The 24,835-nt window shown below is 71.4% G+C and carries 23 protein-coding genes; 10 read left to right on the plus strand and 13 right to left on the minus strand.

What is annotated here, in order from left to right; all coding sequences use genetic code 11:
* Positions 1 to 43: 43 nt before the first annotated feature.
* The 11 genes from OG943_RS36145 to OG943_RS36195 all read right to left on the minus strand — a co-directional run bounded on the left by OG943_RS36145 (position 44) and on the right by OG943_RS36195 (position 11,622).
* Complete coding sequence (locus OG943_RS36145) at positions 44 to 1,321, minus strand: DUF6297 family protein (RefSeq protein ID WP_328605405.1); 1,278 nt, start codon at positions 1,319 to 1,321, stop codon at positions 44 to 46.
* Positions 1,315 to 1,920: an ABC transporter ATP-binding protein gene (locus OG943_RS36150; RefSeq protein WP_328605406.1), complete on the minus strand. Its 606-nt coding sequence runs from the start codon at positions 1,918 to 1,920 to the stop codon at positions 1,315 to 1,317. Before OG943_RS36150 ends, OG943_RS36145 begins: the two co-directional genes overlap by 7 nt.
* On the minus strand, positions 1,917 to 2,816 hold the full coding sequence (locus OG943_RS36155) for an LLM class F420-dependent oxidoreductase (RefSeq protein WP_328605407.1): 900 nt from the start codon (positions 2,814 to 2,816) through the stop codon (positions 1,917 to 1,919). The genes OG943_RS36150 and OG943_RS36155 overlap by 4 nt, the downstream gene beginning before the upstream one ends.
* A 131-nt stretch (positions 2,817 to 2,947) precedes the next feature.
* Positions 2,948 to 4,768 (minus strand): phosphoenolpyruvate carboxykinase (GTP), encoded by a 1,821-nt coding sequence (locus tag OG943_RS36160; protein WP_328605408.1) that lies wholly within the window; start codon positions 4,766 to 4,768, stop codon positions 2,948 to 2,950.
* Between the two features lie 357 nt (positions 4,769 to 5,125).
* The gene (locus tag OG943_RS36165; RefSeq protein WP_328605409.1) at positions 5,126 to 5,836 is read right to left on the minus strand and encodes a hypothetical protein; all 711 of its coding nucleotides are present in this window, start codon (positions 5,834 to 5,836) and stop codon (positions 5,126 to 5,128) included.
* A gap of 97 nt (positions 5,837 to 5,933) precedes the next feature.
* The gene (locus OG943_RS36170; RefSeq protein WP_328605410.1) at positions 5,934 to 7,772 is read right to left on the minus strand and encodes a dynamin family protein; all 1,839 of its coding nucleotides are present in this window, start codon (positions 7,770 to 7,772) and stop codon (positions 5,934 to 5,936) included.
* Positions 7,769 to 8,200, minus strand: a complete 432-nt coding sequence (gene grpE / locus OG943_RS36175) for a nucleotide exchange factor GrpE (protein ID WP_442874617.1) — start codon at positions 8,198 to 8,200, stop codon at positions 7,769 to 7,771. Before grpE ends, OG943_RS36170 begins: the two co-directional genes overlap by 4 nt.
* A gap of 5 nt (positions 8,201 to 8,205) precedes the next feature.
* Complete coding sequence (locus OG943_RS36180; RefSeq protein WP_328605411.1) at positions 8,206 to 8,883, minus strand: TetR/AcrR family transcriptional regulator; 678 nt, start codon at positions 8,881 to 8,883, stop codon at positions 8,206 to 8,208.
* Positions 8,880 to 9,359, minus strand: a complete 480-nt coding sequence (locus OG943_RS36185) for a YqeB family protein (protein ID WP_328605412.1) — start codon at positions 9,357 to 9,359, stop codon at positions 8,880 to 8,882. Before OG943_RS36185 ends, OG943_RS36180 begins: the two co-directional genes overlap by 4 nt.
* Before the next feature lie 79 nt (positions 9,360 to 9,438).
* Complete coding sequence (locus tag OG943_RS36190) at positions 9,439 to 10,071, minus strand: hypothetical protein (protein ID WP_328605413.1); 633 nt, start codon at positions 10,069 to 10,071, stop codon at positions 9,439 to 9,441.
* A 45-nt stretch (positions 10,072 to 10,116) separates the two neighbouring features.
* Positions 10,117 to 11,622 carry a dynamin family protein gene (locus tag OG943_RS36195; protein ID WP_328612242.1) on the minus strand — a complete coding sequence of 502 codons (1,506 nt, stop codon included), beginning with the start codon at positions 11,620 to 11,622 and terminating at the stop codon, positions 10,117 to 10,119.
* Between the two features lie 211 nt (positions 11,623 to 11,833).
* On the opposite strand from OG943_RS36195, the gene OG943_RS36200 reads away from it, so the two are divergent.
* The 8 genes from OG943_RS36200 to trmB all read left to right on the plus strand — a co-directional run bounded on the left by OG943_RS36200 (position 11,834) and on the right by trmB (position 19,032).
* Positions 11,834 to 13,021, plus strand: a complete 1,188-nt coding sequence (locus tag OG943_RS36200) for a sensor histidine kinase (protein WP_328612243.1) — start codon at positions 11,834 to 11,836, stop codon at positions 13,019 to 13,021.
* Complete coding sequence (locus tag OG943_RS36205) at positions 13,018 to 13,674, plus strand: response regulator transcription factor (RefSeq protein ID WP_328605414.1); 657 nt, start codon at positions 13,018 to 13,020, stop codon at positions 13,672 to 13,674. The genes OG943_RS36200 and OG943_RS36205 overlap by 4 nt, the downstream gene beginning before the upstream one ends.
* A gap of 238 nt (positions 13,675 to 13,912) precedes the next feature.
* Entirely contained in the window at positions 13,913 to 14,854 is a 942-nt protein-coding gene (locus OG943_RS36210; RefSeq protein WP_328605415.1) for an ABC transporter ATP-binding protein, read from the plus strand.
* A gap of 27 nt (positions 14,855 to 14,881) precedes the next feature.
* Positions 14,882 to 15,634: an ABC transporter permease gene (locus tag OG943_RS36215; RefSeq protein WP_328605416.1), complete on the plus strand. Its 753-nt coding sequence runs from the start codon at positions 14,882 to 14,884 to the stop codon at positions 15,632 to 15,634.
* Between the two features lie 178 nt (positions 15,635 to 15,812).
* On the plus strand, positions 15,813 to 16,721 hold the full coding sequence (locus OG943_RS36220) for an ABC transporter ATP-binding protein (RefSeq protein ID WP_328605417.1): 909 nt from the start codon (positions 15,813 to 15,815) through the stop codon (positions 16,719 to 16,721).
* Positions 16,718 to 17,461: a hypothetical protein gene (locus OG943_RS36225; protein WP_328605418.1), complete on the plus strand. Its 744-nt coding sequence runs from the start codon at positions 16,718 to 16,720 to the stop codon at positions 17,459 to 17,461. The genes OG943_RS36220 and OG943_RS36225 overlap by 4 nt, the downstream gene beginning before the upstream one ends.
* Before the next feature lie 245 nt (positions 17,462 to 17,706).
* Positions 17,707 to 18,201 carry a hypothetical protein gene (locus OG943_RS36230; protein WP_328605419.1) on the plus strand — a complete coding sequence of 165 codons (495 nt, stop codon included), beginning with the start codon at positions 17,707 to 17,709 and terminating at the stop codon, positions 18,199 to 18,201.
* 123 nt (positions 18,202 to 18,324) lie between these two features.
* Positions 18,325 to 19,032 carry a tRNA (guanosine(46)-N7)-methyltransferase TrmB gene (trmB, locus tag OG943_RS36235; protein WP_328605420.1) on the plus strand — a complete coding sequence of 236 codons (708 nt, stop codon included), beginning with the start codon at positions 18,325 to 18,327 and terminating at the stop codon, positions 19,030 to 19,032.
* Positions 19,033 to 19,194: 162 nt separating this feature from the next.
* On the opposite strand, the gene OG943_RS36240 is transcribed toward trmB, so the two are convergent.
* Positions 19,195 to 21,444, minus strand: coding sequence for an ABC transporter permease (locus tag OG943_RS36240; RefSeq protein ID WP_328605421.1), 2,250 nt, complete (start codon positions 21,442 to 21,444; stop codon positions 19,195 to 19,197).
* Positions 21,441 to 22,151 carry an ABC transporter ATP-binding protein gene (locus OG943_RS36245; RefSeq protein WP_328605422.1) on the minus strand — a complete coding sequence of 237 codons (711 nt, stop codon included), beginning with the start codon at positions 22,149 to 22,151 and terminating at the stop codon, positions 21,441 to 21,443. Before OG943_RS36245 ends, OG943_RS36240 begins: the two co-directional genes overlap by 4 nt.
* Before the next feature lie 245 nt (positions 22,152 to 22,396).
* Between OG943_RS36245 and OG943_RS36250 the strand changes: the two genes are divergently transcribed.
* Entirely contained in the window at positions 22,397 to 24,124 is a 1,728-nt protein-coding gene (locus OG943_RS36250; RefSeq protein ID WP_328612244.1) for a sensor histidine kinase, read from the plus strand.
* Positions 24,121 to 24,771, plus strand: coding sequence for a response regulator transcription factor (locus OG943_RS36255; RefSeq protein WP_328605423.1), 651 nt, complete (start codon positions 24,121 to 24,123; stop codon positions 24,769 to 24,771). The genes OG943_RS36250 and OG943_RS36255 overlap by 4 nt, the downstream gene beginning before the upstream one ends.
* Positions 24,772 to 24,835 lie beyond the last annotated feature (64 nt).

Consider the following 24,835-nt stretch of genomic DNA (forward strand, 5'->3'; position numbering starts at 1 on the left):
GAGCTCCTCTCGTCCGGGAGGAGCGTAACGCCCCGCGCCCGGCTCAGCCGATCAGCGAGAGCACCACGATCCCGGCCGCCAGCAGGTCCGGGCCCCGGAACAGCTGCCGCGCCAGGTTCGCGGGCAGGGGACCGGCCGGGGTGTCCACGAAACCCGCGCTGCTGTAGTCAACCGGCTTGCGCGTCACCGTCCGCAGCACCGCCAGCACGGCCACCGGCACCATCACCCACGCCAGCCCCGACACGGACGTGCCCAGCGCCAGCAGCCCCGCCCCGAGCAGCGCGGACCAGACCACGGCGACCACCACCAGCGCCACGCCGTGCGTCAGCACCAGCTCCAGGTCGGACGAGCCCAGCCACCGCCGACGGCCCGGGTTGCGCCACAGCACGCCCAGCCCGGCGCCGAACGGCGTCAGCGCGACGTACGCGCCGAGCCCCACCAGCACCGCGCCCGGCAGCGTCGGCACCGCGACGTGGCCGACCGACACGGCGAGCGCCACCAGCAGCAGCGCACCCAGGTACCGCGACCGGCCGACGACGCCCGCCCAGGCCAGCCGCAACGCCGACGGGTGGCGCAGCGACCACGAGCCCGCCGGCGCCGACTCCGGCAGCATCATCATCGGGTCGAGGAAGGTGACCGCGACCGAGCGCAGCACCCGCGCGTTCCAGCCGTCGAGCAGCACCGCGCGGCCCACCCGCGTCACCGGCCCGCCGCCGAACGCCAGCGCCACCGCGCACAGCAGCACCGCGCCGCCGACGTACTGCACCGGCGACGGCCCGAGGCGCGCCGCCGCGATCGCGACCCCCGCGACCGCCAGCACCAGCGGGCCCGCCGTGTCGACCCGCAACGCGGTGCGCCGCGCCGTCGCGAAGACCAGCACCGCGCTCCCCACGATCAACGCGAACCCCGCGCGCCACAGGTCCGCCCCGCCGCCGCCGACGGCCAGCATCAGCGCGGCCAGGTAGGCGACCACCGCGACGAACCCGGTCAGCGCGCCCGCGAACCGCGCCGCCACCACGCGGCGGCGGTCGACGCGGGCGAAGTCCATCCAAGTCAGCTCGGCCGGCTCGGCCCACACGAAGCCGCGGCGAAGCAGGCTGCGCCAGCCCACCGCGCAGCACAGCAGGACCAGGCCCAGCACCGCCGGATAGTCCACAGGGGACTGTCCGAAGAGGACCCGATGCCACGACGCCGTGCGGAAGAACGCGGTGAACAGGAAGCCGCCACCGAAGATCAGCACAAACGTGGCGCTGTCGCCGCTGAACACCCCGCCGAACCGCTTGCGGCCGGGCACCCGCTGGCGGACGCCGAGGCTCACCACAGTTCGAGCACGCTGTCGGCCGCGTCCAGCAACGGCTGGTGGTGCGTGGCCACCACCACGGCCGCGCCCGCCGCGGTCGACCGGCCGATCAGGTCCACCAGCCACTCCTTGCCCGCCGTGTCCAGCGCGCGCTCCGGCTCGTCGAGCAGGAGCACCCGGTGTGGACGCGCGGTGACGCCAAGCAGGAGCAGCCGCCGCCGCTGGCCCGCGGAAAAGTGCCCGGCCGTGACGCGGGCGCGCTCGCCGAGGCCGGCGTCGGCCAGCAGCGCGTCGAAGTCGCCGAGGTCCTCGCCGAACGAGCCGGCCAGCAGCTCCAGGTGCTGCACCGGGGTCAGCTCGGCGAAGAAGTCCGAGTCGTCGAACAGCACGGACACCTTGCGGCGGAAGTCGAGACTGCGCTCGTCCGGCTTCCGGCCGTCGATCCGCACTCGCCCGCGCTGCGGCTCCTGCATGCCGTACAGGCACCGCATCAACGTCGACTTGCCGACGCCGTTGGGCCCGACGAGCACCGCGCACTCACCGGGGTCGACCGAGAAGTCGAGGTCGTCGAGCAGCCAGAGGTCACCCGCCTTCACACCGATGCCGCGAGCGTCGATCATCGGCCGCGCAGCAGCTCGACGACGGGCGCGAACGCCTCCAGATGGGGCTCCAGCACCGTGTAGTACGAGATCCCGAACCGCTCGCGGTGCGCCACCAACAGGTCCGCGATCTCCTCCGCGGTGCCGATCAGCACCGTCGGCGAGCCGGCCAGCTCCGCCACGCCCGGCGCGCCGGGGATGCGCTCGTGCAGCTCTTCCAGCGCCCGCTGCCGGTCGTCCCGCACGTCCACGAAGTGCACGAGGAGGTTGAACTCCACCTGGCCCGCCCGGTCGCCCAGCTTGGCGGTGACGAAGCGGACCCGCTCCTCGACCTCGTCCGGGGTCGCCGGCACGAACACCCCGTCGGCCGGGGGCTTCGTGGTGCCGGTGAACGCGACGATGTCGGCGTGCTCGGCGGCGAGGGTGAGCATCCGGTCGCCGTTGCCGCCGATCAGCAGCGGCGGGCCGCCCGGGTTCACGGGCGCGGGCTGGTGCCCGGGGTCGGCGTAGAGCCGCTTCAGCTCCTTGATCGTGTGCTCGAGGTGGTCGACGCGCCGGCCGGGGCTGGGGAACTCCAGGCCGGCCGCCTCGAACTCCGCCTGCACGTACCCCGCGCCGAGGCCCAGCTCCAGCCGTCCGCCGACGAACCGGTCGGTGCCCGTGACCTCGCGCGCGAGCAGCGCCGGCCGGTGGAAGCCGACGTTGAGCACAAAGGTGTTCAACCGGACCCGGCTGGTCGCCTCGCCGGCGAGCACCAGCGCCGGGAACGGCGGCGCCATGCCCAGGTGGTCGGCCACACTCAGCACGTCGTAGCCGAGCTCTTCGACGCGGCGGCACTTCGCCACCCAAGCGTCACGCGAGTCCGGCAGCAGCATGTTCACGCCGAACCTGAACGGTTTAGCCCCCGAAGCAGTCATGACCCCACGCTACCGACCAGGTCCGAGGAGTTTCCCGCCCGGCGCACCAAGCTGATCCGAAAGCCGTCAAGGCCTCCTTACCCGCGTCGGACGCGGGTAAGGAGGCCTTAACGGACTTTCTCGGCCCGGAGTCAGCCCAGACGCTGGGCCAGCGCGTCGAGCTCGTCGCGCAGCGAGGTCGGGACCTCGCCGATCTTCTCGAACCACTCCTCGATCAGCGGCAGCTCCTCGCGCCACTCGGCCGGGTCCACGGCCAGCGCGGCCTGGATGTCCTCGGCCGGCTCGGTCAGGCCCTCGGTGTCGAGGTCGGCGGCGGTCGGCACGAAGCCGATCGGCGTCTCGACCGCGTTGCCGCGGCCCTCGACCCGGTCGATGACCCACTTGAGCACGCGCGAGTTCTCGCCGAAGCCCGGCCACAGGAACCGGCCGTCGTCGCCGCGGCGGAACCAGTTGACGTAGAAGATCTTCGGCAGCTTGTTCGCGTCGGCGTTCTTGCCCAGCGTCAGCCAGTGCTTGAAGTAGTCACCGGCGTGGTAGCCGAGGAACGGCAGCATGGCCATCGGGTCGCGGCGCACGTTGCCGACGGCGCCGGCCGCGGCCGCCGTGGTCTCCGACGACATCGTGGCGCCCATGAACACGCCGTGCTGCCAGTCGCGGGCCTCGTTCACCAGCGGCACGGTGGTCTTGCGGCGGCCGCCGAACAGGATCGCCGAGATCGGCACGCCCTTCGGGTCGTCCCACTCCGGCGCGAGGATCGGGCACTGCGACATCGGCGTGCAGTAGCGCGAGTTCGGGTGCGCCGCCTTCTCCGCGGAGTCCGGCGTCCAGTCCTGGTGCTTCCACGAGATGGCGTGCTCGGGCTTGTTCTCCATGCCCTCCCACCAGATGTCCCCGTCGTCGGTCAGCGCGACGTTGGTGAACACGGTGTTGCCCTGCTCGATGGTGCGCATGGCGTTCGGGTTGGTGTGCCAGTCGGTGCCCGGCGCAACGCCGAAGAAGCCGAACTCGGGGTTGACCGCGTACAGCCGGCCGTCTTCGCCGAAACGCATCCACGCGATGTCGTCGCCGAGGGTTTCGGCGCGCCAGCCCGGAATGGTCGGCTGCAGCATCGCGAGGTTGGTCTTGCCGCAGGCGCTCGGGAACGCCGCCGCGACGTAGTGGACCTCGTCCTGCGGCGAGATCAGCTTGAGGATCAGCATGTGCTCGGCGAGCCAGCCCTCGTCGCGCGCCATCACCGAGGCGATGCGCAGCGAGTAGCACTTCTTGCCCAGCAACGAGTTTCCGCCGTAACCCGAGCCGTAGCTCCAGATCGCGCGCTCTTCGGGGAAGTGCGAAATGTACTTCGTCTCGTTGCACGGCCAGGCGACGTCCTTCTGGCCCGGCTCGAGCGGCGCGCCGACGGAATGCAGCGCGGGCACGAATTCGCGCTCGGCGCCGTCCGGTCCGACGAACTTTTCGAGCGCGGCCCGGCCGGCGCGCGTCATCACACGCATCGACGCCACGACGTAGGCGAAATCGGTGATTTCCACACCCAGCTTGGGATTCTCATCGCTGAGCGGGCCCATGCAGAACGGGATCACGTACATCGTGCGGCCCCGCATCGAGCCGCGGTACAGCTCGGTCATGGTGGCCTTCATCTCGGCCGGGTCGGTCCAGTTGTTCGTCGGGCCAGCGTCCTCCGGCCGCGCCGAACAGATGAAGGTGCGGTCCTCGACCCTGGCGACGTCACCGGGGTCGGAAGTGGCCCAGTAGGAGTTCGGCTTGGCCTTCAGCTGCACGAAGGTGCCGGCCTCGACCAGTTCGTCGTTGATCCTGGCGGCCTCTTCGTCGGACCCGTCGACCCACACCACGCGGTCCGGGGTGGTCAGATCGGCGACCTCCCGGACCCAGGACAGCACGCCACTGTGCGTCGTCGGCGCGGTGTCCAGTCCGGGGATGGCGACTGCGGTCATCTCTACTCCTGACTTCCGACGACAAAAGAGCCCACACCTCGAACGACTGTGTTCAGGTGCGGGCTTCATTGCCGGCGACCGAATGGCTTCGCACACCGGCGGCGGACCGGTGTGCGGGTTTTTGGGATTCCTCGACTGTAGCCGGATGACCGGCAGGTAACCGAGAGCTGACCTGTCGGTTCTCTCACAAGAACGATAAGGGAATCGATTCAGTTGTCACTGGATCGGCCCATAACCGAAAATCTTTTCGAGTGGCCTGAGTCGCAATCGTGGCCGAAGGGCGTCTCGCCGGAAACGCGAAGGGGCCCGGCGACGCTGACGCGTGCCGGGCCCGGTGTGATGCAGGTTACTGATGGGTCAGTTGGGGCTGATCCACTGGCCGGTGCCGGAGTCGATCTTCGCGACGCCGTTGAGCAGCTGGGTGCCGTCGCCGCCCCAGGCGTGGTCGCCCGCGGGGTCGGCGGCCACCGGGTCGGGGGCCGTGGCGCCGTTGCCGCCGTCGGCCTCGGTCCACTGGCCGGTGCCGGTGTGGTCGAACGTGGTGGTGGTGCCGTCGGCGTCGATCTGCACCGCGATGTCGGCCTCGCCGTCGCCGTTGGTGTCGGTGAACGCGATCGTGCCGCCGGACTTGGTGTCGACGACCGCGGTGTCGTTGTGGCCGTCGTGGTCGGTGTCGATGGTGGCGACGCCGGCGTCGACCTCGCCGTCGGGCAGGTCGGCGTGGATGTGGCCGCTCGTCGAGTCGTCCTGGCCGTGCGAGTCGGTGCCGCCGGGGTGGCCGCCACCCGACTCGACCCACGAGCCGCTCGCCTCGTCGTACACGGCCTGGTCCACGACGTGGCCGGTCGAGTCGAGCACCGCGTAGTGGTCGGCGGTGCCGTCGTGGTCGCTGTCGATGAACGCCTGCGCGGTGCCGTCGTCGTGCTCGACGATCGCGGTGTCGGACACCCCGTCCTGGTCGGTGTCGTAGTTGACCTCGGCCTGGTACTCCTGGCCGTCGACGTGGACCGTCATCGCGTCGGTGCCGCCGGCGTCGGTGTCGGTGCCGCCACTCTCGTCGACCCACATGGGAAAAGCCCCCTTTTACGACCGGGTCTCACCGGCTGCTTCGTTGTCGAACGGTATGACTCACGTTAGGCCGGTTCGGTTCCCGACCACAACCTGATCACGCCGTTGCCGAAGCCGCGTCACGCAGCGCGCGGATGCGGCTGAGCAGGGATTCGGCCCGGTCGCGGCCCTCGGTGGCGTCCCGGAGCCGCTTGGCGACGACGGCGATCTTCTTGGCCCGCTCCTGCGCGCCCATCTTGATCGTCTTGTCGACCTCTTTCAGCTCGGCCTCGATGGATTCGATGCGCCGGGTGAGGGCCTCGTCGAGCGCCATGGACAGCTGCTGTTCCGCCTCGATGAGCTGTTCGGCGACGAGCTGGTCGAGCGTCGAGCGGGCGTCGGCGATGGCCTCGACCAGCCATTGCTTCATGTGCTGCTTGTCGGCCGCGTGTTTGCGGGTGCGGGCCATCCACCAGCCCGCGCCGAGGCCGATGATGATCGTCGCGGGCAGCACCACCGGGTTGAGGATGGCGACGCCGGCCAGCGGGAGCGCGGCGATCTTGGCCCCGCCGACGCCACCCGAGATGCCCATGAAAACGAGCAGTTTGTCCTCGGCCGTCGGCGGCTTCTTGTCCGGCGGGCGCAGCACCACGGGCGGTCCGCCGGCCCGCGCGAACTGCGCGCGGATCACGTCCAGCTCCTCGGCGGAAAACAGCTCCGACAACGCCACGTTCGTGACGTGGTTGAGGCGCTGGGAAAGCAGCATGGAGATCCGCTGCGACGTCGTCTGCAGCGCGATGTCCACCTGCTGCGGCAACGCGGCCAGCTCGTCCCGCTTCGCGGCATCGATGCGCTGGCGGAAGTGCGTCTGCGCGTCCCGCATCTCGCGGCTGCTCTCGTGGCCGACCTCGACCCGGGTGCGCTGCACCTCGCCGCGCAGCTTGAGCTGCCAGCCGCGGGTCGACGTGCGGCGCTCGGCCTGCAGCTGGTCACGGCGTTCGCGCAGCTGCTCCGCCTCGGCCTCGCCCGCGGACAGCGCGCGGCTCTCCGCCTGCAGCTTCGCCTTGATCCCGCCGAGCGCGCTGGAGAGCGCCCGCAGCGTGTTGGCCTCGGCGAGCATGGCCGAACGGCCGACGAGCAGCTCCTGCAGCGCGACCTGCACCGTCGCGATGCCGGACTTCTCCCGCAGCATCGCGGCCACCTGCTCGTTCGGCGCCTTCGCGGCCGTCTCGAACACGCGGGCCGACACGGGGTGGAAGACGGCGTCGGCGAACCTCGGCGCGTGCTGGGCCAGCAGCTGCTTGTCGGCCTCCAGGATCTCCCGCCAGCCGCGGAACATGTCCACCTTGGCCAGCACGAACACCACGGTTTCGACGCGGTCGCCGACGTCGCGGAGGAACTGCAGCTCGGTGGAGGTGAACGGCGCCGACGCGTCGACCACGAACACCAGCGCCGTCGCGCCTGCCGCAGCTTCCTTGGCCAGCTCGCCGTGCAGCGAGTCCAGCCCGCCGACACCCGGTGTGTCGACGACCGTCACGCGCTCCAGCAGCGGCACCGGGCCGCTGACCTCGACGTAACGCGGCGGGATCTGCCCGGCCGGCAGCTCGTGCGTCGCGGAAACCCAGTTCACCAGCTCACGCAGGTCGATCGGCACGGACGCGAGCTGGCCGGGGTAACAGGCCGACGCGCCCCAGGCCCCGGCGTGCTCGAACACCAGGTACGTGGCGGTGGCGACGTCAGCGTCCACAGGGGACAGTCCCGGCATCCCGAGCAGGGCGTTGACCAGTGAGCTCTTGCCCCGGTTGGTCTCGCCGACCACCACCACGGACGGCTTCTTCGGCCGCGCCCGGCGGACCTCGTCGACCCATTTGGCGGCCTGCGGATCGGCCTCGCGGACGACGGTCGTCAGCTGCTCACGCGCGGCCTGGACCTGCGCGGGCAGGGTGGGCGCGGTCATGAGACGCGCTTCGCGTAGACAGTGACGATCGGCGCGCGCAGCAGGCGCTCGTGATCGGCGAACCCGGTCACCTCGGTCTCGGCGACGACGCCGTCGAGCGCCGGGTCTTCGGTCGTGACCGCGCCGCCCGCCTCGTGCCGGGCCGGGTCGAAGCGCTCGCCGTCCGGGCGCAGCGCGGTGACGCCGATGCCGGCCAGCCCGTGCTCCAGCCGCTCGACCACTCCACCGCTGCGGGCGCGGTCCAGCGCGTAGAGGCAGAGCTGGATGAGGGCCTGGCGGTCGGCCAACGCTCGCTTGAGTTCGTCACTCGGGGCAGCTACGACATCCACACCGGTGTTCGACGCAGCCTCCTCGGCCCGGGTTCCCTCGGCGTCGACAGCGTCAGTGTCGTCGGCGGAATCGACTTCCTTGTTGCGAAACCAAGCCAAAACCCTCACCCCTGGTCGTCCACTGAGCCGCCCGGACGGCCCGGCGGGATTCCACCAGTCTGGGGCAGATCGCCGCCACTCGGGGGCGAAACGGGACAAAGGAGCCGCTCCAGCAGCAGCCGCAGCACCGTCTGCTCGTGGTCGACGTCGAGCCCGGGGTCGAGGCTGGCCCGCGACAGCAGCGCGTCGACGAGCGCGAAGATCCAGTTGCCCGCATCCTCGGACGCCAGCACCGGGTCGAGCCGTCCAGCCGCGACCCCGCGGGCCACGAGTTCGGTGAGCCCGACGCGCATCTGGTCGTCGTTGGCCCGGATCAGCGCCGCGAACTCGGGGTCACGCGCGGCCTGGGCGGCCGCTTCGAGCACGAGCCGGACGATGCCGGGGACGACCAGCGGCTCGGCCAGCCGCTCGACCACCAAACGCACGGCCGCCCACGGGTCGTCGAGCGCGGCCGCGGCGGCGAGCAGCTCGGCGTTGTCCTGGGTGTCCTCGGTGAAGATGCCGACGAACACGGCTCGCTTGGTGGGGAAGTAGTGGAACAGGCTGCCCGAGCTGATCCCGGCCGCGCGGCAGATGGCCGCGGTGGAGGTCTTCTCGAAGCCTTCGCGTGCGAAGCAGCCCGCGGCCGCGTCGAGGATGGCGCGGCGCTTCGCGGCGTGCTTCGCCGGGTCGACCGTCCTCATCGCTCGGGCGGGGGCTCGTCGAGCCACGGGTGGCCGTGACCGGTGAACGCCGCCGCCAGCTCACCGCGGTCGAGGTCGGTGCTCTCGCGGGCGATCTCGCGCTCGCCGGTGCCGAGCAGCACGAGCTTCTTGCCGTCGAGGAAAACGGCCGTCAGCTCCGCGTCGATCCGGCGGCGGTGCCCGGCGCGCTCCAGCGTGACGCGGGTGGGCGAGACCGTGACCACCAGCCGGTCGCGCGCCCAGACCACGGCGAACGCCATGCCCAGCACGACGCCGACGGCCAGCGCGCCGAGCAGTCGCCACGGCTGTTCCGCACCCGCGAGCAGCCGGAACGGCCCCTGCACCGGGAACCAGGCGAGCGACGCCACCCAGCCGGACAGCGCCTGCACCAGCCAGCCGAGCAGTGCGCCGGCCACGGGGCAGACGATCCAGGACCCGCGGCGCACCCAGGTCGGCTCGTCGAGCACGGTTTCCATGGCCACCATTATTAGACCGTGTGCTCGGTTTATCAAAAAACGACCAAGGAATCCCCAGGTGCAAGCGTTTGCGGGAAGCTCAGGCGAGCTCGCGGATCACCGCGCGCATGGCCGCTTCAAGCGCCGGCGGGTCCTCGGCGAAGCGGGACGAAACGAGGATCTGGTCCTCGGCCGTGCGGGTCCAGATCCGGCCCGCGACGGAGATCTCGATGACCGACAGCCGGAACGGGTGAGCGCGGCGGCCGAGGTCCACCTCCGTCTCGCGGACGAGCTGGCCCATCCGGTCACCGGCCAGGATGTGGCGGCGGTAGAAGCCGGGCGCGGACAGCGGCGCGCCGTCTCGCAGTCCCGAGCCGCGCGCGGCGGCGAAGTGCCGCGACGCCGCGGGAGCGAAGTGCTGGACGGCGAGGTCGATCGCCGAACCGTCGCCCGGCACGGGACGGCGTAAGCGGGTTCGCGGCGTGCGGGGACCGGGCTCGCTCCGCCCGCGCAGCGCCGTCAGGAGGTCGGTCCACCAGCCGGACCACTGCGCCTGCACCTCGGCCCGGTTGATGGCGGGCGGGATGTGCACCGGCACCGCGGGCTCCACCGGAGGCAGCACCTGGCCGTCGTCGACCGAGAGCGCGAGCACATCGCGGAGGTACAACGCGAGGTCGATCTGATGCTCGCTCCCCCAGGACGCCCGCCACGAAGTGGTGTTCTCCAGTTGCACGAAATCCACCCTACGCCGAAAACGGCCGGGGCTTCGTCGGCTCGGCTACTCGCGGATCTGTTGCCAGATCAGGAAATAAGCCCGGTGGACGACGTGCGCGACGCGGCTCTGCGCGGGCGTCGCGCCGAACGACGCGAAGGATCGCCACCAGCCGGCTCGCTCCAGCGCGTGCGCGGCGAGCTCCGTCCGCGCCGCGCCCGGAAGGCCGAGCTGCGCGCCGATGTCGGCGTTGCTGCCGACACGCAGCACCTCCTCCGACAGGTCCTCCGGCATGTCGACGGCGCCGGAAGCGACGAGCGTCAGCGCCTCCAGCAGCCGCAGCGCGTGCGCCTCCGGCTTGGCGAGCAGGACCTCGATGGCGTCGTGCACCCGTTGCCGCTCGCCCGCGTCGCCGGACGCGTGCGCCAGCGCGGTCACGGACGCGAGCGCGGCCGCGGCCTTGATCCCGTCGGCGCGCGCGGCGAAGACGATGGAGAGCCGCTGGCGCACGGCGTCCAGGCCGGACGCGTCGAGCAGCGTCCGCCGCAGCGCGCCCGCGGTGATGGCCGACTCGGCGCGGATCGCGTCGACCGCGCACCGGACGCCGAACAGGTCCAGCTTCTCCAGCAGCCGCAACCGGATGCCGGAGGGCACGTCGCACTCCCAGCTGGTGAAGATGTCGGCCGAGATCAGCATCGTTTCGAGGACGTCGTCGTCCAGTTCGGAGAGCTGGCGCAGCGCCTCGGCGTCGGCGGAGGTGAAGCCGCCGGACTCCGCGGACTCGGCCATCAGGCCGATCACCGGCAGCACGTCGGCCACCCGCGGCTTGAGCGTGCTGGCCTGCTTCTCCGCGAGCATCGTCGCGGCCTTCCAGACGTCGCCGCCGGAGCCCTCCACGGACTCCGCGACGATCGTGTCCGCCTTGTTCAGCACGGCGATCGCGTTGACCGGGCCCGCTTCGCGGCTCGCGGTGGCGGCGGTGAACGCGGCGAGCGCCTGCTGGTCGTCGGCGCGCACGCCCTGCGTCACGACGTATAAGACGGCCTCCGCGCCCGCGACGGCGTTTCGCGAGGTGTCGTCCAGCTCGTTGGAATCCTCGCCGTCACCGCCCTGTTTGGCGGCGCCCAGCAACAGCTCGGTGCGCGAGACGGACGCGGCGTCGAGCGAGCCGAGGCCCGGGGTGTCGATCACCGTCATGCCCTGCAGCACGGCGTTGGTCAGGTACGCCTCGAGGTGCGAGACCTCGCTGATGTCCACGCCCAGCTCGGCCGGGATCGACCCGTCGGCGGCGAAGGGCAGCACCTGCTTGCGGCCGTCGGTGAAAACGACCTCGACGCGGTCCACCGTGCCGTACTGGAACCGGGTGACGAGCCGGGTGCACTCGCCGACGTCGGTGGGCGCGACCCGGCGCCCGATCAGCGCGTTGACCAGCGTCGACTTACCCGACTTGATCCGCCCGGCGACGGCCACCTGCAACGGCGCGCCCAGCCGGCGCAGCACCTCGGCGAACCCCGCGGCCGTGCGCGGGGAGACCTGCGACTGCAGCCGGTGGCACAGGTTGGCCACCGACATCGACAGCGGGCCCGCGAGGCGCCCCTGCTCCGCCGCTGCCGTCACGGCCCCCTCCAGACTGGTCTTTTCGGTAAGTCCGCCGACGAATCGTGCCATGCCGGTCATCCTCGGGTCGCACCGAAGGTGCTACCGGCGGGCGACGCGCCGTGGCCCCGCGCCGACTTAGGGTTGAAGCGTGCGAAGGCTGAGTTTGTGGATGCGTGCCCACCCGATAGCGGGGGACACGCTGCTCGCCGTGATCTTGGGCCTGATCGACTTCCTCCTCTTCCTGAGCGGCGCGCTGTCCGAGGGCGGCTTGCAGCCGCAGCCGTGGTTCGTCGTGATCCCGGTCGACGCGCTGATGGTGGCGCCGCTGGCGTTCCGCCGGAAGAGCCCGTTGTGGTCGGCGTACGCGATCCTGCTGATCAGCGTCGCGCACACCACGCTTCAGCTCGGCATCTCGGGCGTCGCGGCGCTGGCGATGAGCCTGTACACGATCGTCGTGTACGTCGGGCGCAAGCAGGGGCTGATCTACCTCGGCGCGCTCATCGTGCTGAACACCGTGCAGATGCTCACCGACCAGAGCAGCACGTGGTTCGGCGAGACGCTGTTCACGCTCTTCGGCCTCGCGCTGTGCTGGACGCTCGGCGAGTTCGTCGGCGCGCGGCGGGCGTACGACGAAGAGGTGGAAGCGCGCCTGCACCTGCTGGAGACCGAGCGTGACCAGGCCACGCGGATCGCCGTCGCCGAGGAACGGGGCCGGATCGCGCGCGAGCTGCACGACGTCGTCGCGCACTCGGTGAGCGTGATGGTGGTGCAGGCCGACGGCGCTTCGCTCGCGCTGCCCACGAACCCCGACCTGGCCGGCCGCGCACTGCAGACGATCTCCGAGACCGGCCGCGGCGCGCTGGGCGAGCTGCGGCGGCTGCTCGACGTGCTGCGCAACGACGACGGCGACGGCGAGCCCCGCGTCCCGCAGCCGGACGCGAGCGCGCTCGCCGAGCTGACCGAGCGGATGCGCGCGGCCGGCGTGCCGGTGGAGCTGGAAGTGGACGACGACCTGGCCGACCTGCCCGCCGGCGTTTCGCTCGGGCTGTACCGGATCGTCCAGGAATCGCTGACGAACACGCTCAAGCACGCGGGCACGGGCGCGCGCGCCGAGGTGCGCGTGCGCCGAAACGGCGAGACGGTGGAGGTGCTCGTCCTCGACGACGGCGCCGGGCGGGCGAAACAGCTTGAGGGGGCCTCGGCCCATGCCGGGTCGTCGAAGAAGACACCGCGGCTGGCCGTCGCGGGAGGGAATGGGCTGATCGGGATGCGGGAGCGCGCGAACGTGTACGGCGGAACGCTGGAGGTGGGCCCCGCGCCCGCCGGTGGGTGGCAGGTCCGGGCGGTCCTGCCGGTTAGGTTGGCGCCGTGATCCGGGTAGTGGTCGTCGACGACCAGGAACTGATGCGCGTCGGGTTCCGGATGGTGCTGGGCGCGCAGGCCGACATCGACGTGGTGGGCGAGGCCGGCGACGGCGCGCAGGCCATCCGGATGGCCGCGGAGCTGCGCCCGGACGTCGTGCTGATGGACGTCCGCATGCCTGTGCTCGACGGGGTGGAGGCGACGAAGCAGATCGTCGCGGCCGGCACCGCGCGGGTGCTGGTGATGACGACGTTCGACCTGGACGAGTACGTCTATTCGGCGCTGCAGGGCGGCGCGTCGGGGTTCCTGCTCAAGGACACGCAGCCGGACCACCTGGTGTCGGCCCTGCGCGCGGTGGCTTCCGGCGACGCCGTGGTCTCGCCGTCGGTCACGCGCCGCCTGCTGGACCGCTTCGTCGGCACGGGCGGTTCCCCGGTCCGCGACGCGCGCGAGCTGGACGTGCTGACCGACCGCGAACGCGAAGTCCTCGTGCTGATCGCGAAGGGCATGTCGAACCTGGAGATCGCCGAGTCCCTGTTCCTTTCGGAAGCCACGGTGAAAACGCACGTCGGCCGTATTCTGGCGAAGCTCGACCTGCGGGACCGGGTGCAGGCCGTGGTGCTGGCGTACGAGACCGGGCTGGCCCGGCCGGGGCTCGCCTGAGCGCAGGCGGTCCACATCGGACGACCGTGGTTCGTCAATCGGGAACCAGGGAGATTTCAGGGTCGGCTCAGGGGTTTCACCGATCGCGCGGGCACCGTCGACACGATTGGGTACTACTCAAGTCGGGTGCCTGGTTAGACCCACAGGATGACGCCAAGACCGGTCCCGCTGAGTCACGATGGTCACGGTAAGAGAGCACCAGGGTGAACGGCAACCGGCCGTTACAGAGGGAGCAGGGATGATCGAGGCATCAGGTCTCACCAAGCGCTACGGCAACACAGTCGCGGTGAACAACCTGTCGTTCGGGGTGGCTACGGGGAAGGTCACCGGCTTCCTTGGCCCGAACGGCGCCGGCAAGTCCACCACCATGCGCATGATCCTGGGCCTGGACAACCCGACCTCGGGCCAGGTCACCATCGGCGGCAAGCGCTACCACGAGCTGAAGGACCCGTTGCGGACCGTCGGCGCGCTGCTGGACGCGAAGTGGGTGCACCCGAACCGCTCCGCCCGCTCGCACCTGGCGTGGATGGCGAAGTCCAACCGGATCCCGACGTCGCGCGTGGAAGAAGTGCTCGACACCGTCGGCCTCACCAGCGTCGCGGACAAGCGCGCCGGCGGGTTCTCGCTCGGCATGTCGCAGCGCCTCGGCATCGCCGCCGCGCTGCTGGGCGACCCCGAGGTGCTGCTGTTCGACGAGCCGGTGAACGGCCTGGACCCCGAGGGCATCCTCTGGATCCGCAAGTTCATGCACCGGCTGGCCGAAGACGGCCGCACGGTCTTCGTCTCCAGCCACCTGCTGTCGGAGATGGCGCTGACCGCGAGCGACCTCATCGTGATCGGCAAGGGGCAGCTGATCGCGCAGTCCACCACGGAGGAATTCGTGGCGCGCGCCGCCGAAAACACCGTGAAGGTGCGGTCGCCGCAGCTTCCGGCGCTGCGCGAGCAGCTCGTCCGCGCCAGCGCACAGGTCACCGACTCCGGCAACGCGCTCATCGTGTCCGGAATGGACAGTGACAAGATCGGCGAGGTCGCGGCGTCGGCGAACATCGTGCTCCACGAGCTGAGCCCGCAGACGGGCTCGCTGGAGCAGGCCTTCATGCAGATCACCGGCGACTCCGTCGAGTACCACACCGGGCTCGAGGCCGAAGCGCAGCAAGCCTTCCAGCCCAACGCCCGCTGACCACTCTTTCTCCTAGGAATCAGACCCATGACTCTGCTCGCGGTTGAACGCATCAAGCTCTTCACCACCCGCTCGCCGTGGTGGTGCGCCCTCATCGCCATCGTCCTCACCGCCGGCTTCTCCGCGCTCATCGCGAGCGCCGCGCCGGCGAGCGAGGCGATCGACGTGTCCACCACCCAGGCCGGCTACCAGTTCGGCGTCGCCGTGATCATGGTGCTGGCCGCGCTGTCGGTGACCACGGAGTACCGCTTCGGCACCATCCGCACCACGTTCCAGGCCGTGCCGCACCGCGGTTCGGTGCTCACCGCCAAGGCCGCCGTCGTCGGGCTGCTCGCACTGGTGATCGGCGAGGTCGGCGCGTTCGGCGCCTGGGCACTCGGCTACGCCATCCGCCCGTCGTCCGAGCTCGTGCTCGACAGCGGCGGCAAGTGGATCAACGTGGCCGGCGTCGGTGTGCTGTTCGCGCTGGCCGCGGTGATCGCGGTGGCCGTCGGCATCCTGATCCGGCACAGCGCCGGCGCCATCGCGCTGCTGCTGATCTACGTGCTGGCCGTGGAGAACCTGGTCACGCTGATCCCGACCATCGGCCCGAAGATCCACCACTGGCTGCCGTTCAACGTCGCCGACAAGTTCCTCCACGGCGCGGCGGCGTCGGGGCAGCCGGGCGGGGCGTCCTCGGACGCGGTGCTCTCGCAGGGCTGGTCGCTCGCCTACTTCGCCGCCTTCGCGGTGGTGCTGATGGCCATCGCCATCGGAGTCGCGAAGAAGCGCGACGCCTGAAGACCCACCACTCAGTAGACCCACACAGGGAGGTTCGCACCCGGGCCAGGCGGGGGCCGGGAGCCGGTGCGAACAGGGGAAAAAGGGGATAAAGGAAAATCCGGGTCGCCGATTTCGGGGGGCGACCCGGATTTCCTTCATACCGGTAGAGTTCGCGCGAAGCGGGAGGGGAGCGCGCGTGCTCGAAGCGAGAGGGCTCACGAAGTCCTACGGCGACACCATGGCGGTGAACGATCTGACGTTCACCGCCGAGACCGGCCGGGTGACCGGGTTCCTCGGCCCGAACGGCGCCGGCAAGTCCACCACGATGCGGCTGCTGCTCGGCCTCGACACCCCGACGGCGGGCACCGCGCACATCGACGGCCGGCCGTACCGGGAGTTGCGTGATCCACTCCGGACGGTCGGCGCGCTGCTCGACGCCACCTGGCGCCACCCCGGCCGCACCGCGCGCTCGCACCTGCGCTGGCTCGCGGCCACCAACGGCCTGCCGGACCGCCGCGCGGACGAGGTGCTGGCGCTGGTCGGGCTCGATTCGGTGGCCAAGAAGCGCGCGGGGGAGTTCTCCCTCGGCATGCTCCAGCGGCTCGGCATCGCGACCACCCTGCTCGGCGACCCGAAGGTGCTGCTGTTCGACGAGCCGGTGAACGGCCTCGACCCCGAGGGCGTCCAGTGGATCCGGCAGCTGATGCACGCGCTCGCCGCCGAGGGCCGCACCGTGTTCGTCTCCAGCCACCTGCTGCCGGAGATGGAGCAGACGGCGCAGGACCTCGTGGTGATCGGCCGCGGCCGGCTGATCTTCCAGGGCACGATGAAGGACTTCGTGGCGCGCGCCGGCTCCCGCGGCGTGCGCGTGCGCACCCCGCACGCCGACGCCCTGCGGACCGCGCTGCGTGAGCGCGGCGCGGAGTTCACCGAGGAGCCCGGCTCCTTCACCGTGTCCACATTGGACAGTGACGCGCTGGGCGAGCTGGCCTTCAAGGCCGGCGCCACCCTGCACGAGCTGAGCCCGCTCACCGGATCGCTGGAGCAGGCGTACCTGGAGCTGACCGGCGACGCGACCGAGTTCACCACCGGGGGACCGCGATGAACGTCCTGCGCGCCGAGCGCATCAAGCTCTTCAGCACCCGCGCGCCGTGGTGGTGCAGCCTGCTCGCGGTGGCCGCGCCACTGGGCTTCACCCTGCTGTTCTTCCTGCTGACCGGCGCGGAGATCACCGCGAACGTCGGCAACACCCAGCTCGCCACCGGCATCGGCCGCACGGTCGCGCTGGTGCTGGCGGTGCTCGCCGCGACGTCGGACTCCAGCTGGGGCACGCTGCGGCTGACGTTCCAGGCCGTGCCGAAGCGCGTGCCGGCGCTGCTCGCCAAGGGCGCGGTGGTCTTCCTGCTGTGCGCGCTGCTCGGGCTGCTCGCCGGGGCCGGCTCGTGGGGACTGGCCGCGCTCGCGCGCCCGGACGCCGACCTGGCGCTGCACAGCGCGGAAGACTGGCGGCTGGTGCTCGGCCAGACGGTGACCTTCGCGCTCACCGGCCTGCTCGGCGTCGGCGTCGGACTGCTGTTGCGGAGCACGGCACTCGCGCTGACGCTCGTGCTCGTGTGGACCCAGCTCGTCGAAGGGCTGGTGCTGCTGATCCCGAAGGTCGGCGTCGACATCTACCAGTGGCTGCCGTTCTACGCGGCTTCGCAGTTCGCCGGTGGGGATTTCACGCGATCCGCGCTCAAGCTGTCCCCGCCTCTCGGACCTTGGGGCTATCTCGCGTATTTCGCCGCGATCTGCGTGGTTTTCTTCGCGGCCGGGGTGATCACCACGGATCGCCGCGACGCCTGATCATGCGGCATGCACGTGCAATCCGCTTGTACATCCGGCAAACGGATTAAGACCACGTTAAGAGGCTGTGGCTTCTCTCACAGGAAGCAGACATAATGTCAAAGTCCCCAGGATATTCAGAAGTAGAGCGCGAACCCGTCTCAGCTCCCCGGAGGTGAACCTTGACGGTGGACGCTGGTCAGGGACTGGTGAGTCCCATCCCGTCGGCCCGCAACGAAGCGGCACCCCAACCCCGGCTCGAGCCGATGCTGGACCTTGAGTGGTCGCAGGCGATCGAGCTGCCGCGATTCGCCCTGCCGGCAGACCGGCCCGGCGATCTTCGCCAGGCGTGGGTGCATCGTGCGGCCGAGGACGTCGTACTGGCGCTGTACCGCAGAGCGAGCGGCCTCGAAGGCCCGCTGCCCGCTCCGTGGTGGCTACGCGCCGTCGCAAGCGGCCGGCTCGAATCGCGGGAGCTGGGCTTCCGCATCGAGGACCGCATCGCGCAGCTGCTCGGCCGGCGGCCGGGCTGGGAGTTCGTCCCGTGGGCCGCCGACGGTGAGTCCGGGTACTGGGAGTTCATGCCGTCCGAACGCGGCAAGTCCGGCCACTCGATCCCGACGACCGTGGTGAACACCGACCGCCACGGCGGCTGGATCGACGTGCTGCCCGCGCACTCCGGCACCACGCCGGAGCCGATCCCGGTCGCCGGCCTGGCCGGTCTGCGCTCCCGGCTCGGGGAGTTCGAAGCGGTCCGCTAGTCGCCTCCGCCTGTACCAATCCGGCCGAAAAGCAGGCACCGGCCAACCGTCAGCCGACAGCGCAGGCCGGTTGCCGTGACTGTCGGGCGGATTGGTACCGACCAGCACCGTATCTTGGTGCGGGTGGAGAACCAAGACCAGCCACGACTGCGCAGCGTGGTCAGTTACGTCAAACGCGGCGGTCGGATGACCGTCGGCCAGCAGCGCGCCTGGGACGAGCTCTGGCCGCGGCTGGGCCGCACGGTCACCGACCTGACGCCGGGACCGGTGGACTTCGGCGCGTGGTTCGGCCGTGCGGCGCCGGTGCTGCTGGAGATCGGCTCGGGCATGGGCGAGACCACGTCGCAGCTCGCGGCCGCCGCGCCGGAGCTGAACTACGTGGCCGCCGAGGTGTACGAGCCGGGGCTCGGCCAGCTGATGCTGCGCGCGGAGAAGCTCGGGCTGGAGAACCTGCGCCTGATGCACGGCGACGCGGTGATCCTGCTGACCGAGCACGTCGAGCCGGGCACACTCGACGGCGTCCGGCTGTTCTTCCCCGATCCCTGGCCGAAGAAGAAGCACCACAAGCGACGGATCGTGCAGCCCGCGTTCGTCGCTCTCGTCGCGTCGCGGCTCAAGCCCGGCGGCACCTTCCACCTGGCGACGGACTGGGAGAACTACGCCGAGCAGATGCGCGAGGTGTGCTCCGGCGAGCCCGCGCTGCGCAACCGGCACGCCGCCGAGCCGGGCGGCTGGGCCCCGCGGCCGGACTGGCGGCCGGTGACCAAGTTCGAGCAGCGCGCCGACGTCGAGGGCCGCGAATCACACGACCTGATCTTCGAGAAGCGCTGACGGTTCTCCGGAAACAGGCAGAGGGCCGTCGCCGGGTTCCCCAACCCGGCGACGGCCCTCTGCCCTGACACCCCCGTCCGCCCCGGCCCCGAACCGGCGGCGGACCCCTTTCCCCTGTACCCCCGCGCCCGCCCCGGCCCGAACCCGGACGGACGACGTCTCCTACTCGTCGGCCAGCGGTTCCGCCTGCACCCGCTTGAGCGCCGGCGTGCAGACCGAGGCCCCGAGCAGGGCCACCCCGATCCCGAGCACCACCGGGGCGAGGAGCCACGGGCTGAGCACCACCTCGTTGGGCCTGACCGTGCTGAACAGCCCCATCCCGACCAGCACGCCGACCACCCCGGCGCCGATCGTGGCGACCAGCGCGGGCAGCGCGGCCTCCATCCGCAGGGCCCGTGACAGCACCCGCACCGGCGTGCCCGCCGCGATCAGCGCGCCGAACGTCCGGCGCCGGTCCATCACCGAGCCCGCCGTGGCGACCGCGGCACTGCAGCCCGCGAGCACCCCCGCGGCGATCAGGCCGATCACGGTGACCCGGCGCAGGTCGTCCAGCTGGGTCTGCTGACCGCCGAGGTGCAGGTTCCGGCTGCCGATGTCGATGCCGACCGCGGCCGACGCCAGTGCGGTGCGCACGATCTCGCGGTTCGCGTCCGTGGTCGGCGCGATCACCGAGGTGAACTTGGGCGTCACCCCGGCCGGCAGTGAGGACGGGTCGAGCACGTACGATCCGTCGGTGGACTTGTTCTCGTCGTAGGCCTTCATCGGCACGGTGCCGAGCGGCCGGCCGGGCCCGTCCGGCTCACCGACCACGGTGAAACCGGAAGTGTCCATTTTGTACGGTGCGTACAGGCCGGTGCCCTCGGCGCAGTCGGCCGCGGTGATCCCGAGCCGGGTGAGCCGCGAGGCGTCCGAGCAGGTCATCACGAAGGCCCGTTCCGCGGTCTGGTTCCGGCCGGAGCCCTGCGTGAGGTACACGGTGTCGACCGCCAGCGCGCGCTCCTGCTGGCCGTACCGGGCCAGCGAGGCGTTCGCCTGGTCCACCACGGTCCTCGCCTGCTCCGAGGTGGTGTCGGCGTACAGCACGGAGTCGGCGAACGGCCGCCCGCCGCCGGCGAGGGAGTCGAACGAGGGCAGCAGCGTCAGCGCCATCGAGCCGGTGAACACCGCGAGCACGATCCCGGCCGAAGCGCGGTACGCGCCCTTCGGGTCGTCCCGCAGCCGGCGCCCGGCCAGCAGCGACGAGGGCCGTCGCCAGATCCGCACGAACGTGCCGCCGACCGCCGAAGTCACCCACGGGCCGACCACCATCGCGGAGCCGACCAGCAGCAGCAGGCCGAACAGCACCATGGTGGTGCCGCTGTCGCTGCTTCCCGCGTTCATCACCGCGTAGAGGAAGAACGCGCCCGCGATCGGCAGGGCGAGCAGCCGCCACCAGCGCAGTGGCTTGACCTCGTGGCCGCCGGTGGCGAACAGCGGGTTGCGCAGCACCCGGCGCAGGCCGAGCACGCCGGCGAGCACCACCAAGGCCGGGATGGCGAGCACGATGAACACGGTCAGCCCGATCGGCAGGCTGAAGTCCGCGGCCAGCCAGGTGCCGCCGGCCCATGGGACGAAGGTCGCCAGCCCGTGCAGCGCCGGGCTGATCCCCAGCCCGAGCACCGCGCCGATCCCGGCCGACAGCACGGTCTCGCCCGCGACCATCGACATCACCTGGCCCGGCGTCGCGCCGGCGAGGCGGAGCGCGGCGAGGCGTCGTTCACGCCGGGCCGCGGTGAGCCGCGCCGAGGACGCGACCAGCACCAGGCTCGGCACGAGCAGCACGATGATGCCGACCCAGGACAGCAGCGTCAGCAGTCCGTCGGGCTGCGCCTGCCGGGTGGGGAAGGCGCTGACCGGCCGCATGCTGTTCTTGCCCGCGCCGTCCGCGCCGGCGCCCGGGTTGTGCCCGACAAACGCGACGAGCTGTTCCGGGTACTTCAGGGCCTGCTCGCCGAGCGCGGCGACCGGGCGGCCGAAGCGGTCGCCGAGCTGGTCGGCCGGAGTGGTGTTGAGCAGCCGGCCCAGCTGGGGCGAGACGAGCACCTCGCCCGGCCCCGGCAGCTGCGGGATCCCCGGCGGCAGCTTCAGGCCCGCGGTGTCGCCGGCGGGCGCGACGTCGACGCGGGTGATTTCCTTGCCGTTGAAGTAATCCGTGGTGTTGCCGACCGACAGGACCGGCTTGCCGTCGGGGTTGTACTGGTAGGCGTTCTGCCATTCGGCGCGCTGTTCACGGATCTGCGTCGCGTACGGCAGCGAGGCGAGCAGCAGCACGAGCCCGGTCGCGACCGCGACGCCGAGTGCGGTGAGGATCGCCGAGGTGCGGGTCCGCCGGTCGACGCGGAGCACGCGCAGGGCGAGCTGGAGGGAGTTCATGCCACGAGCCCGCCGTTGGTCTGCAGAGCGGCGATCAGGCCGTCGCGGATGGCCACGGTCTTGGGCATCGACTCGGCCAGCTCACGGTCGTGCGTCACCACCAGCACGGCCGCGCCGGACTCACGGGCGGCGCCGAGCAGGGCGTTCATGGTCTCGTGGCCGGTCCGGCTGTCGAGCGCGCCGGTCGGCTCGTCGGCGAAGATCACCTTCGGCCGGTGCGTGAGCGCCCTGGCGATGGCGACGCGCTGGGCCTCGCCGCCGGACAGCTCGCCGGGGCGGCGGCCCTCCTTGCCGCCCAGGCCGAGGCGGGCCAGCCACTCGCGGCCGGCCTCGATCGACTCGCGCCGTCCGCGGCCCGCGAGCAGCGACGGCAGCGCCACGTTCTCCTCCGCCGTCAGCTCGGCGACGAGCATGCCGGACTGGAACACGAAGCCGAACTCGGTGCGCCGCAGCTCGCTGCGCTTCTTCTCGCCGAGCTGGTCGATCCGCTGGCCGGCCAGGTGGATCTCACCGCTGTCGGCACGCAGGATGCCGGCCAGCACGTGCAGCAGCGAGGTCTTGCCGGAGCCGGACGGGCCCACGATGGCGACCGCGTCCCCGGCCATGATGTCGATGTCGACACCGGCCAGCGCGTACTGGCCGCCGTACCGCTTCACCAGACCGCGGCCCGACAACACCGGGCCGGAAGTCCACTGTGGATTGCTCATCCGGGGCTCTCCTCGTGACAGCTTCGAGTTCGTTGCGATGAGCTTCACGGATCGGCCCCGGTGTCCACTTCGGGCAGACGGCCAGTCCGGCCGCCCCCGGCATCGGCCGATCGGCCGATGCGGCTCGAACCACCTGGCCAAGGTGCGGGTGCCCCCGGATCCTCTACCGTTCTGCTGTGTCCGAAGACCCGTCTCGCAGCCAAGCCCTCTACGCGCGCGCCGTCGAACTGGTGCGCCGGCTCGGCATGCCCGTGGTCGTGCTGCTCTGCGCGCTGGTCTTCGACCTGCTGTTCCTGACGAACGCGGCCCTCGACTACTCCGGCCCGCGCGGCGTGGACTTCGAGCTGCTGCCCGGCATCTTCGCGATGGCGGCCTGCGCGCTGTGGGCCCGGCGGCGCGCGGCCGTCGCGGCGGCGGCCGGCTCGGTCGCGCTGGTGTTCTTCACCTTCTTCATCCATTACCTGCACGCGCCGGCGTACTCGAGCGTGCTGCCGTACCTGTCCATCACCGAGGTGGTGGCCGGGGTCGAGCTGGTCTACTACGCCGCCCGCCGCGCCCGCCCCGGCGTCGCGTTCGCCATGATCACCGCCCTTGTGGTGGGCGCGCTGACCTCGGTCTTCGGCCGCTCCCCGTACGGCCACCTGACCGACACGTCGCTGGTGCAGGCGATGCTGTTCGGCGTGGTGCTGCTGGGCACGGCCGTGCTCATCGGCACCGCCGGCCGGACCCGCACCGGGCCACGCGAACAACGGTTGCGCCGGATCCGGCGGCTCAACGAACTGGTCCGGGGCCAGTGGCCGATGATCGGCCTGCTCGCGTTCGCGCTGCTGGTCGAGTTCGCCTTCACCTACGGCAGCGGGGCCCGCGGCTTCCCGATCCTGCTCTGCTCGCTCGCGGCCGCGGTGATCGCCGTGCTCTCCCCGCGGCGTCCGGCCGCGGCGGTGCTCGGCGTGGCCGGCGTGCTGATGCTGTCCACCCTGGTCACCCCGTTCCTCCGGCTGGGCACGGACTACCAACTGCTGGGCGGGGTGGCGGCGGCCCAGGTCGTGGCCGGCCTCGGGGTGGTGATCAACCTGGTCCGGGCCGTCCCGCTGGCTCGGGCGTGGACCCGGATCGCGACGCTGTCCGCGGTGGTCGCGGTCGCGGCGGTGGTGAACTCGGTCCGCACCCATACCCCCCAGCTGCAGATGAGGCCCGAGGCGCTGTCGCCCTTGGCCATCATCGCGGTGCTGCTGCTGGGCATCGCCATCGCGATCGGCCTGTTCCTGCGCTCCCGCGACTCCGAGCGCAGCCAGGTGATGAAGTCCGCCGTCACCGATGCGCAGACGGCCGAGCGGATGGCGCTGGCGCGTGAGCTGCACGACGTGGTCGCCCACCACGTGACCGGCATCGTGGTGCAGGCGCAGGCCGCGCGGATGGTCGGGGAGAAGACCCCCCAGCTCGCGGTCGACGCGATGGGCCGGATCGAGGACGCCGGCGTCGAGGCGCTCGCGGCGATGCGGCGGCTGGTGCGCAGCATGCGCGGGGACGCCCCGTCCGGCTCGACCGAGTTCAGCGAGCAGGCCACCACCGACCTGGCCGCCGACCTGAAGCGACTGGTCGAGAGCGGCAGCCACGGCGTGCCCACGTCGCTGAGCCTCGACCTGCCGCCGGACCTGCCGCACGAGGTCGGCCGCTCGGCGCTGCGGCTGATCCAGGAGTCGCTGACGAACGTCGGCAAACACGCGGCCGGCGTCACGGAGGCGCTGGTGCGGGCCGAGGTCGTCGGCAAGGAGCTGCATATCCGGGTGATGGACGACGGCCGGGAGCAGGTGGACCGACCGGCCGGCGGGTCGGGCGGCTACGGTCTGGTCGGCATGCGCGAGCGCGTCGCCCTGTTGCACGGGCGGCTCACCACGGGGCGCGGGCCGGACGGCGGCTGGCGCGTGGAGGCGTGGCTGCCACTCGAGGCGAACGGGGATGAGGACGAGTGATCCGGGTACTGATCGCGGACGACCAGGAGATGGTGCGGATGGGCTTCCGCATGATCCTGGACGCCCAGGACGACATCGAGGTGGTGGCGGACGTCGCCGACGGGGTGTCGGCGGTGTCCCGGGCCCGCGAGCTGCGACCGGACGTCTGCCTGCTCGACATCCGCATGCCCGGCCTCGACGGCCTGGAGGTGACGCGCCAGCTCGCCGGCCCGGACGTCACCGACCCGCTGAAGGTCGTCGTTGTGACGACCTTCGACCTCGACGAGTACGTGCACACCGCGCTGCGCAACGGCGCGAGCGGCTTCCTGCTCAAGGACGCGGGCCCGGCGCTGCTGATCGAGGCGATCCGCGCGGCCGAGCGCGGCGACGCGCTGGTGTCGCCGCAGATCACCGTCCGGCTGCTGAAGCACTTCGACGGCGGGACCAGACGACGCGACATCGCGCCGCCGTCGGAACCGCTGACCGCGCGGGAGCTGGACGTGGTCAAGGCCGCGGCGCGGGGCCTGACCAACACCGAGATCGGCGCCGAGCTGTACCTGTCGCTCTCGACGGTGAAAACGCACCTGGCCTCGGTGCAGGGCAAGGTCGGCGCGCGCAACCGGGTCGAGATCGCCGCCTGGGCCTGGCGTAGCGGAGTGGCCGACTGAAGGCGTCGCGGGTGTTAATTCCGGCGGGAAGCGACGTAAACACTCACCGGCCTTGTTGCCGAGG

The organism is Amycolatopsis sp. NBC_00345, assembly GCF_036116635.1.
GTDB lineage: Bacteria > Actinomycetota > Actinomycetes > Mycobacteriales > Pseudonocardiaceae > Amycolatopsis.

Coding starts and splice junctions, on each gene's coding strand:
- OG943_RS36150 (WP_328605406.1), bottom strand. CDS start 1,920: ATGATCGACGCTCGCGGCATCGGTGTGAAGGCGGGTGACCTCTGGCTG.
- OG943_RS36155 (WP_328605407.1), bottom strand. CDS start 2,816: ATGACTGCTTCGGGGGCTAAACCGTTCAGGTTCGGCGTGAACATGCTG.
- OG943_RS36160 (WP_328605408.1), bottom strand. CDS start 4,768: ATGACCGCAGTCGCCATCCCCGGACTGGACACCGCGCCGACGACGCAC.
- OG943_RS36165 (WP_328605409.1), bottom strand. CDS start 5,836: ATGTGGGTCGACGAGAGTGGCGGCACCGACACCGACGCCGGCGGCACC.
- OG943_RS36170 (WP_328605410.1), bottom strand. CDS start 7,772: ATGACCGCGCCCACCCTGCCCGCGCAGGTCCAGGCCGCGCGTGAGCAG.
- OG943_RS36180 (WP_328605411.1), bottom strand. CDS start 8,883: ATGAGGACGGTCGACCCGGCGAAGCACGCCGCGAAGCGCCGCGCCATC.
- OG943_RS36185 (WP_328605412.1), bottom strand. CDS start 9,359: ATGGAAACCGTGCTCGACGAGCCGACCTGGGTGCGCCGCGGGTCCTGG.
- OG943_RS36195 (WP_328612242.1), bottom strand. CDS start 11,622: ATGTCGGTGGCCAACCTGTGCCACCGGCTGCAGTCGCAGGTCTCCCCG.
- OG943_RS36210 (WP_328605415.1), top strand. CDS start 13,913: ATGATCGAGGCATCAGGTCTCACCAAGCGCTACGGCAACACAGTCGCG.
- OG943_RS36215 (WP_328605416.1), top strand. CDS start 14,882: ATGACTCTGCTCGCGGTTGAACGCATCAAGCTCTTCACCACCCGCTCG.
- OG943_RS36225 (WP_328605418.1), top strand. CDS start 16,718: ATGAACGTCCTGCGCGCCGAGCGCATCAAGCTCTTCAGCACCCGCGCG.
- OG943_RS36230 (WP_328605419.1), top strand. CDS start 17,707: ATGCTGGACCTTGAGTGGTCGCAGGCGATCGAGCTGCCGCGATTCGCC.
- OG943_RS36240 (WP_328605421.1), bottom strand. CDS start 21,444: ATGAACTCCCTCCAGCTCGCCCTGCGCGTGCTCCGCGTCGACCGGCGG.
- OG943_RS36245 (WP_328605422.1), bottom strand. CDS start 22,151: ATGAGCAATCCACAGTGGACTTCCGGCCCGGTGTTGTCGGGCCGCGGT.
- OG943_RS36250 (WP_328612244.1), top strand. CDS start 22,397: ATGCCCGTGGTCGTGCTGCTCTGCGCGCTGGTCTTCGACCTGCTGTTC.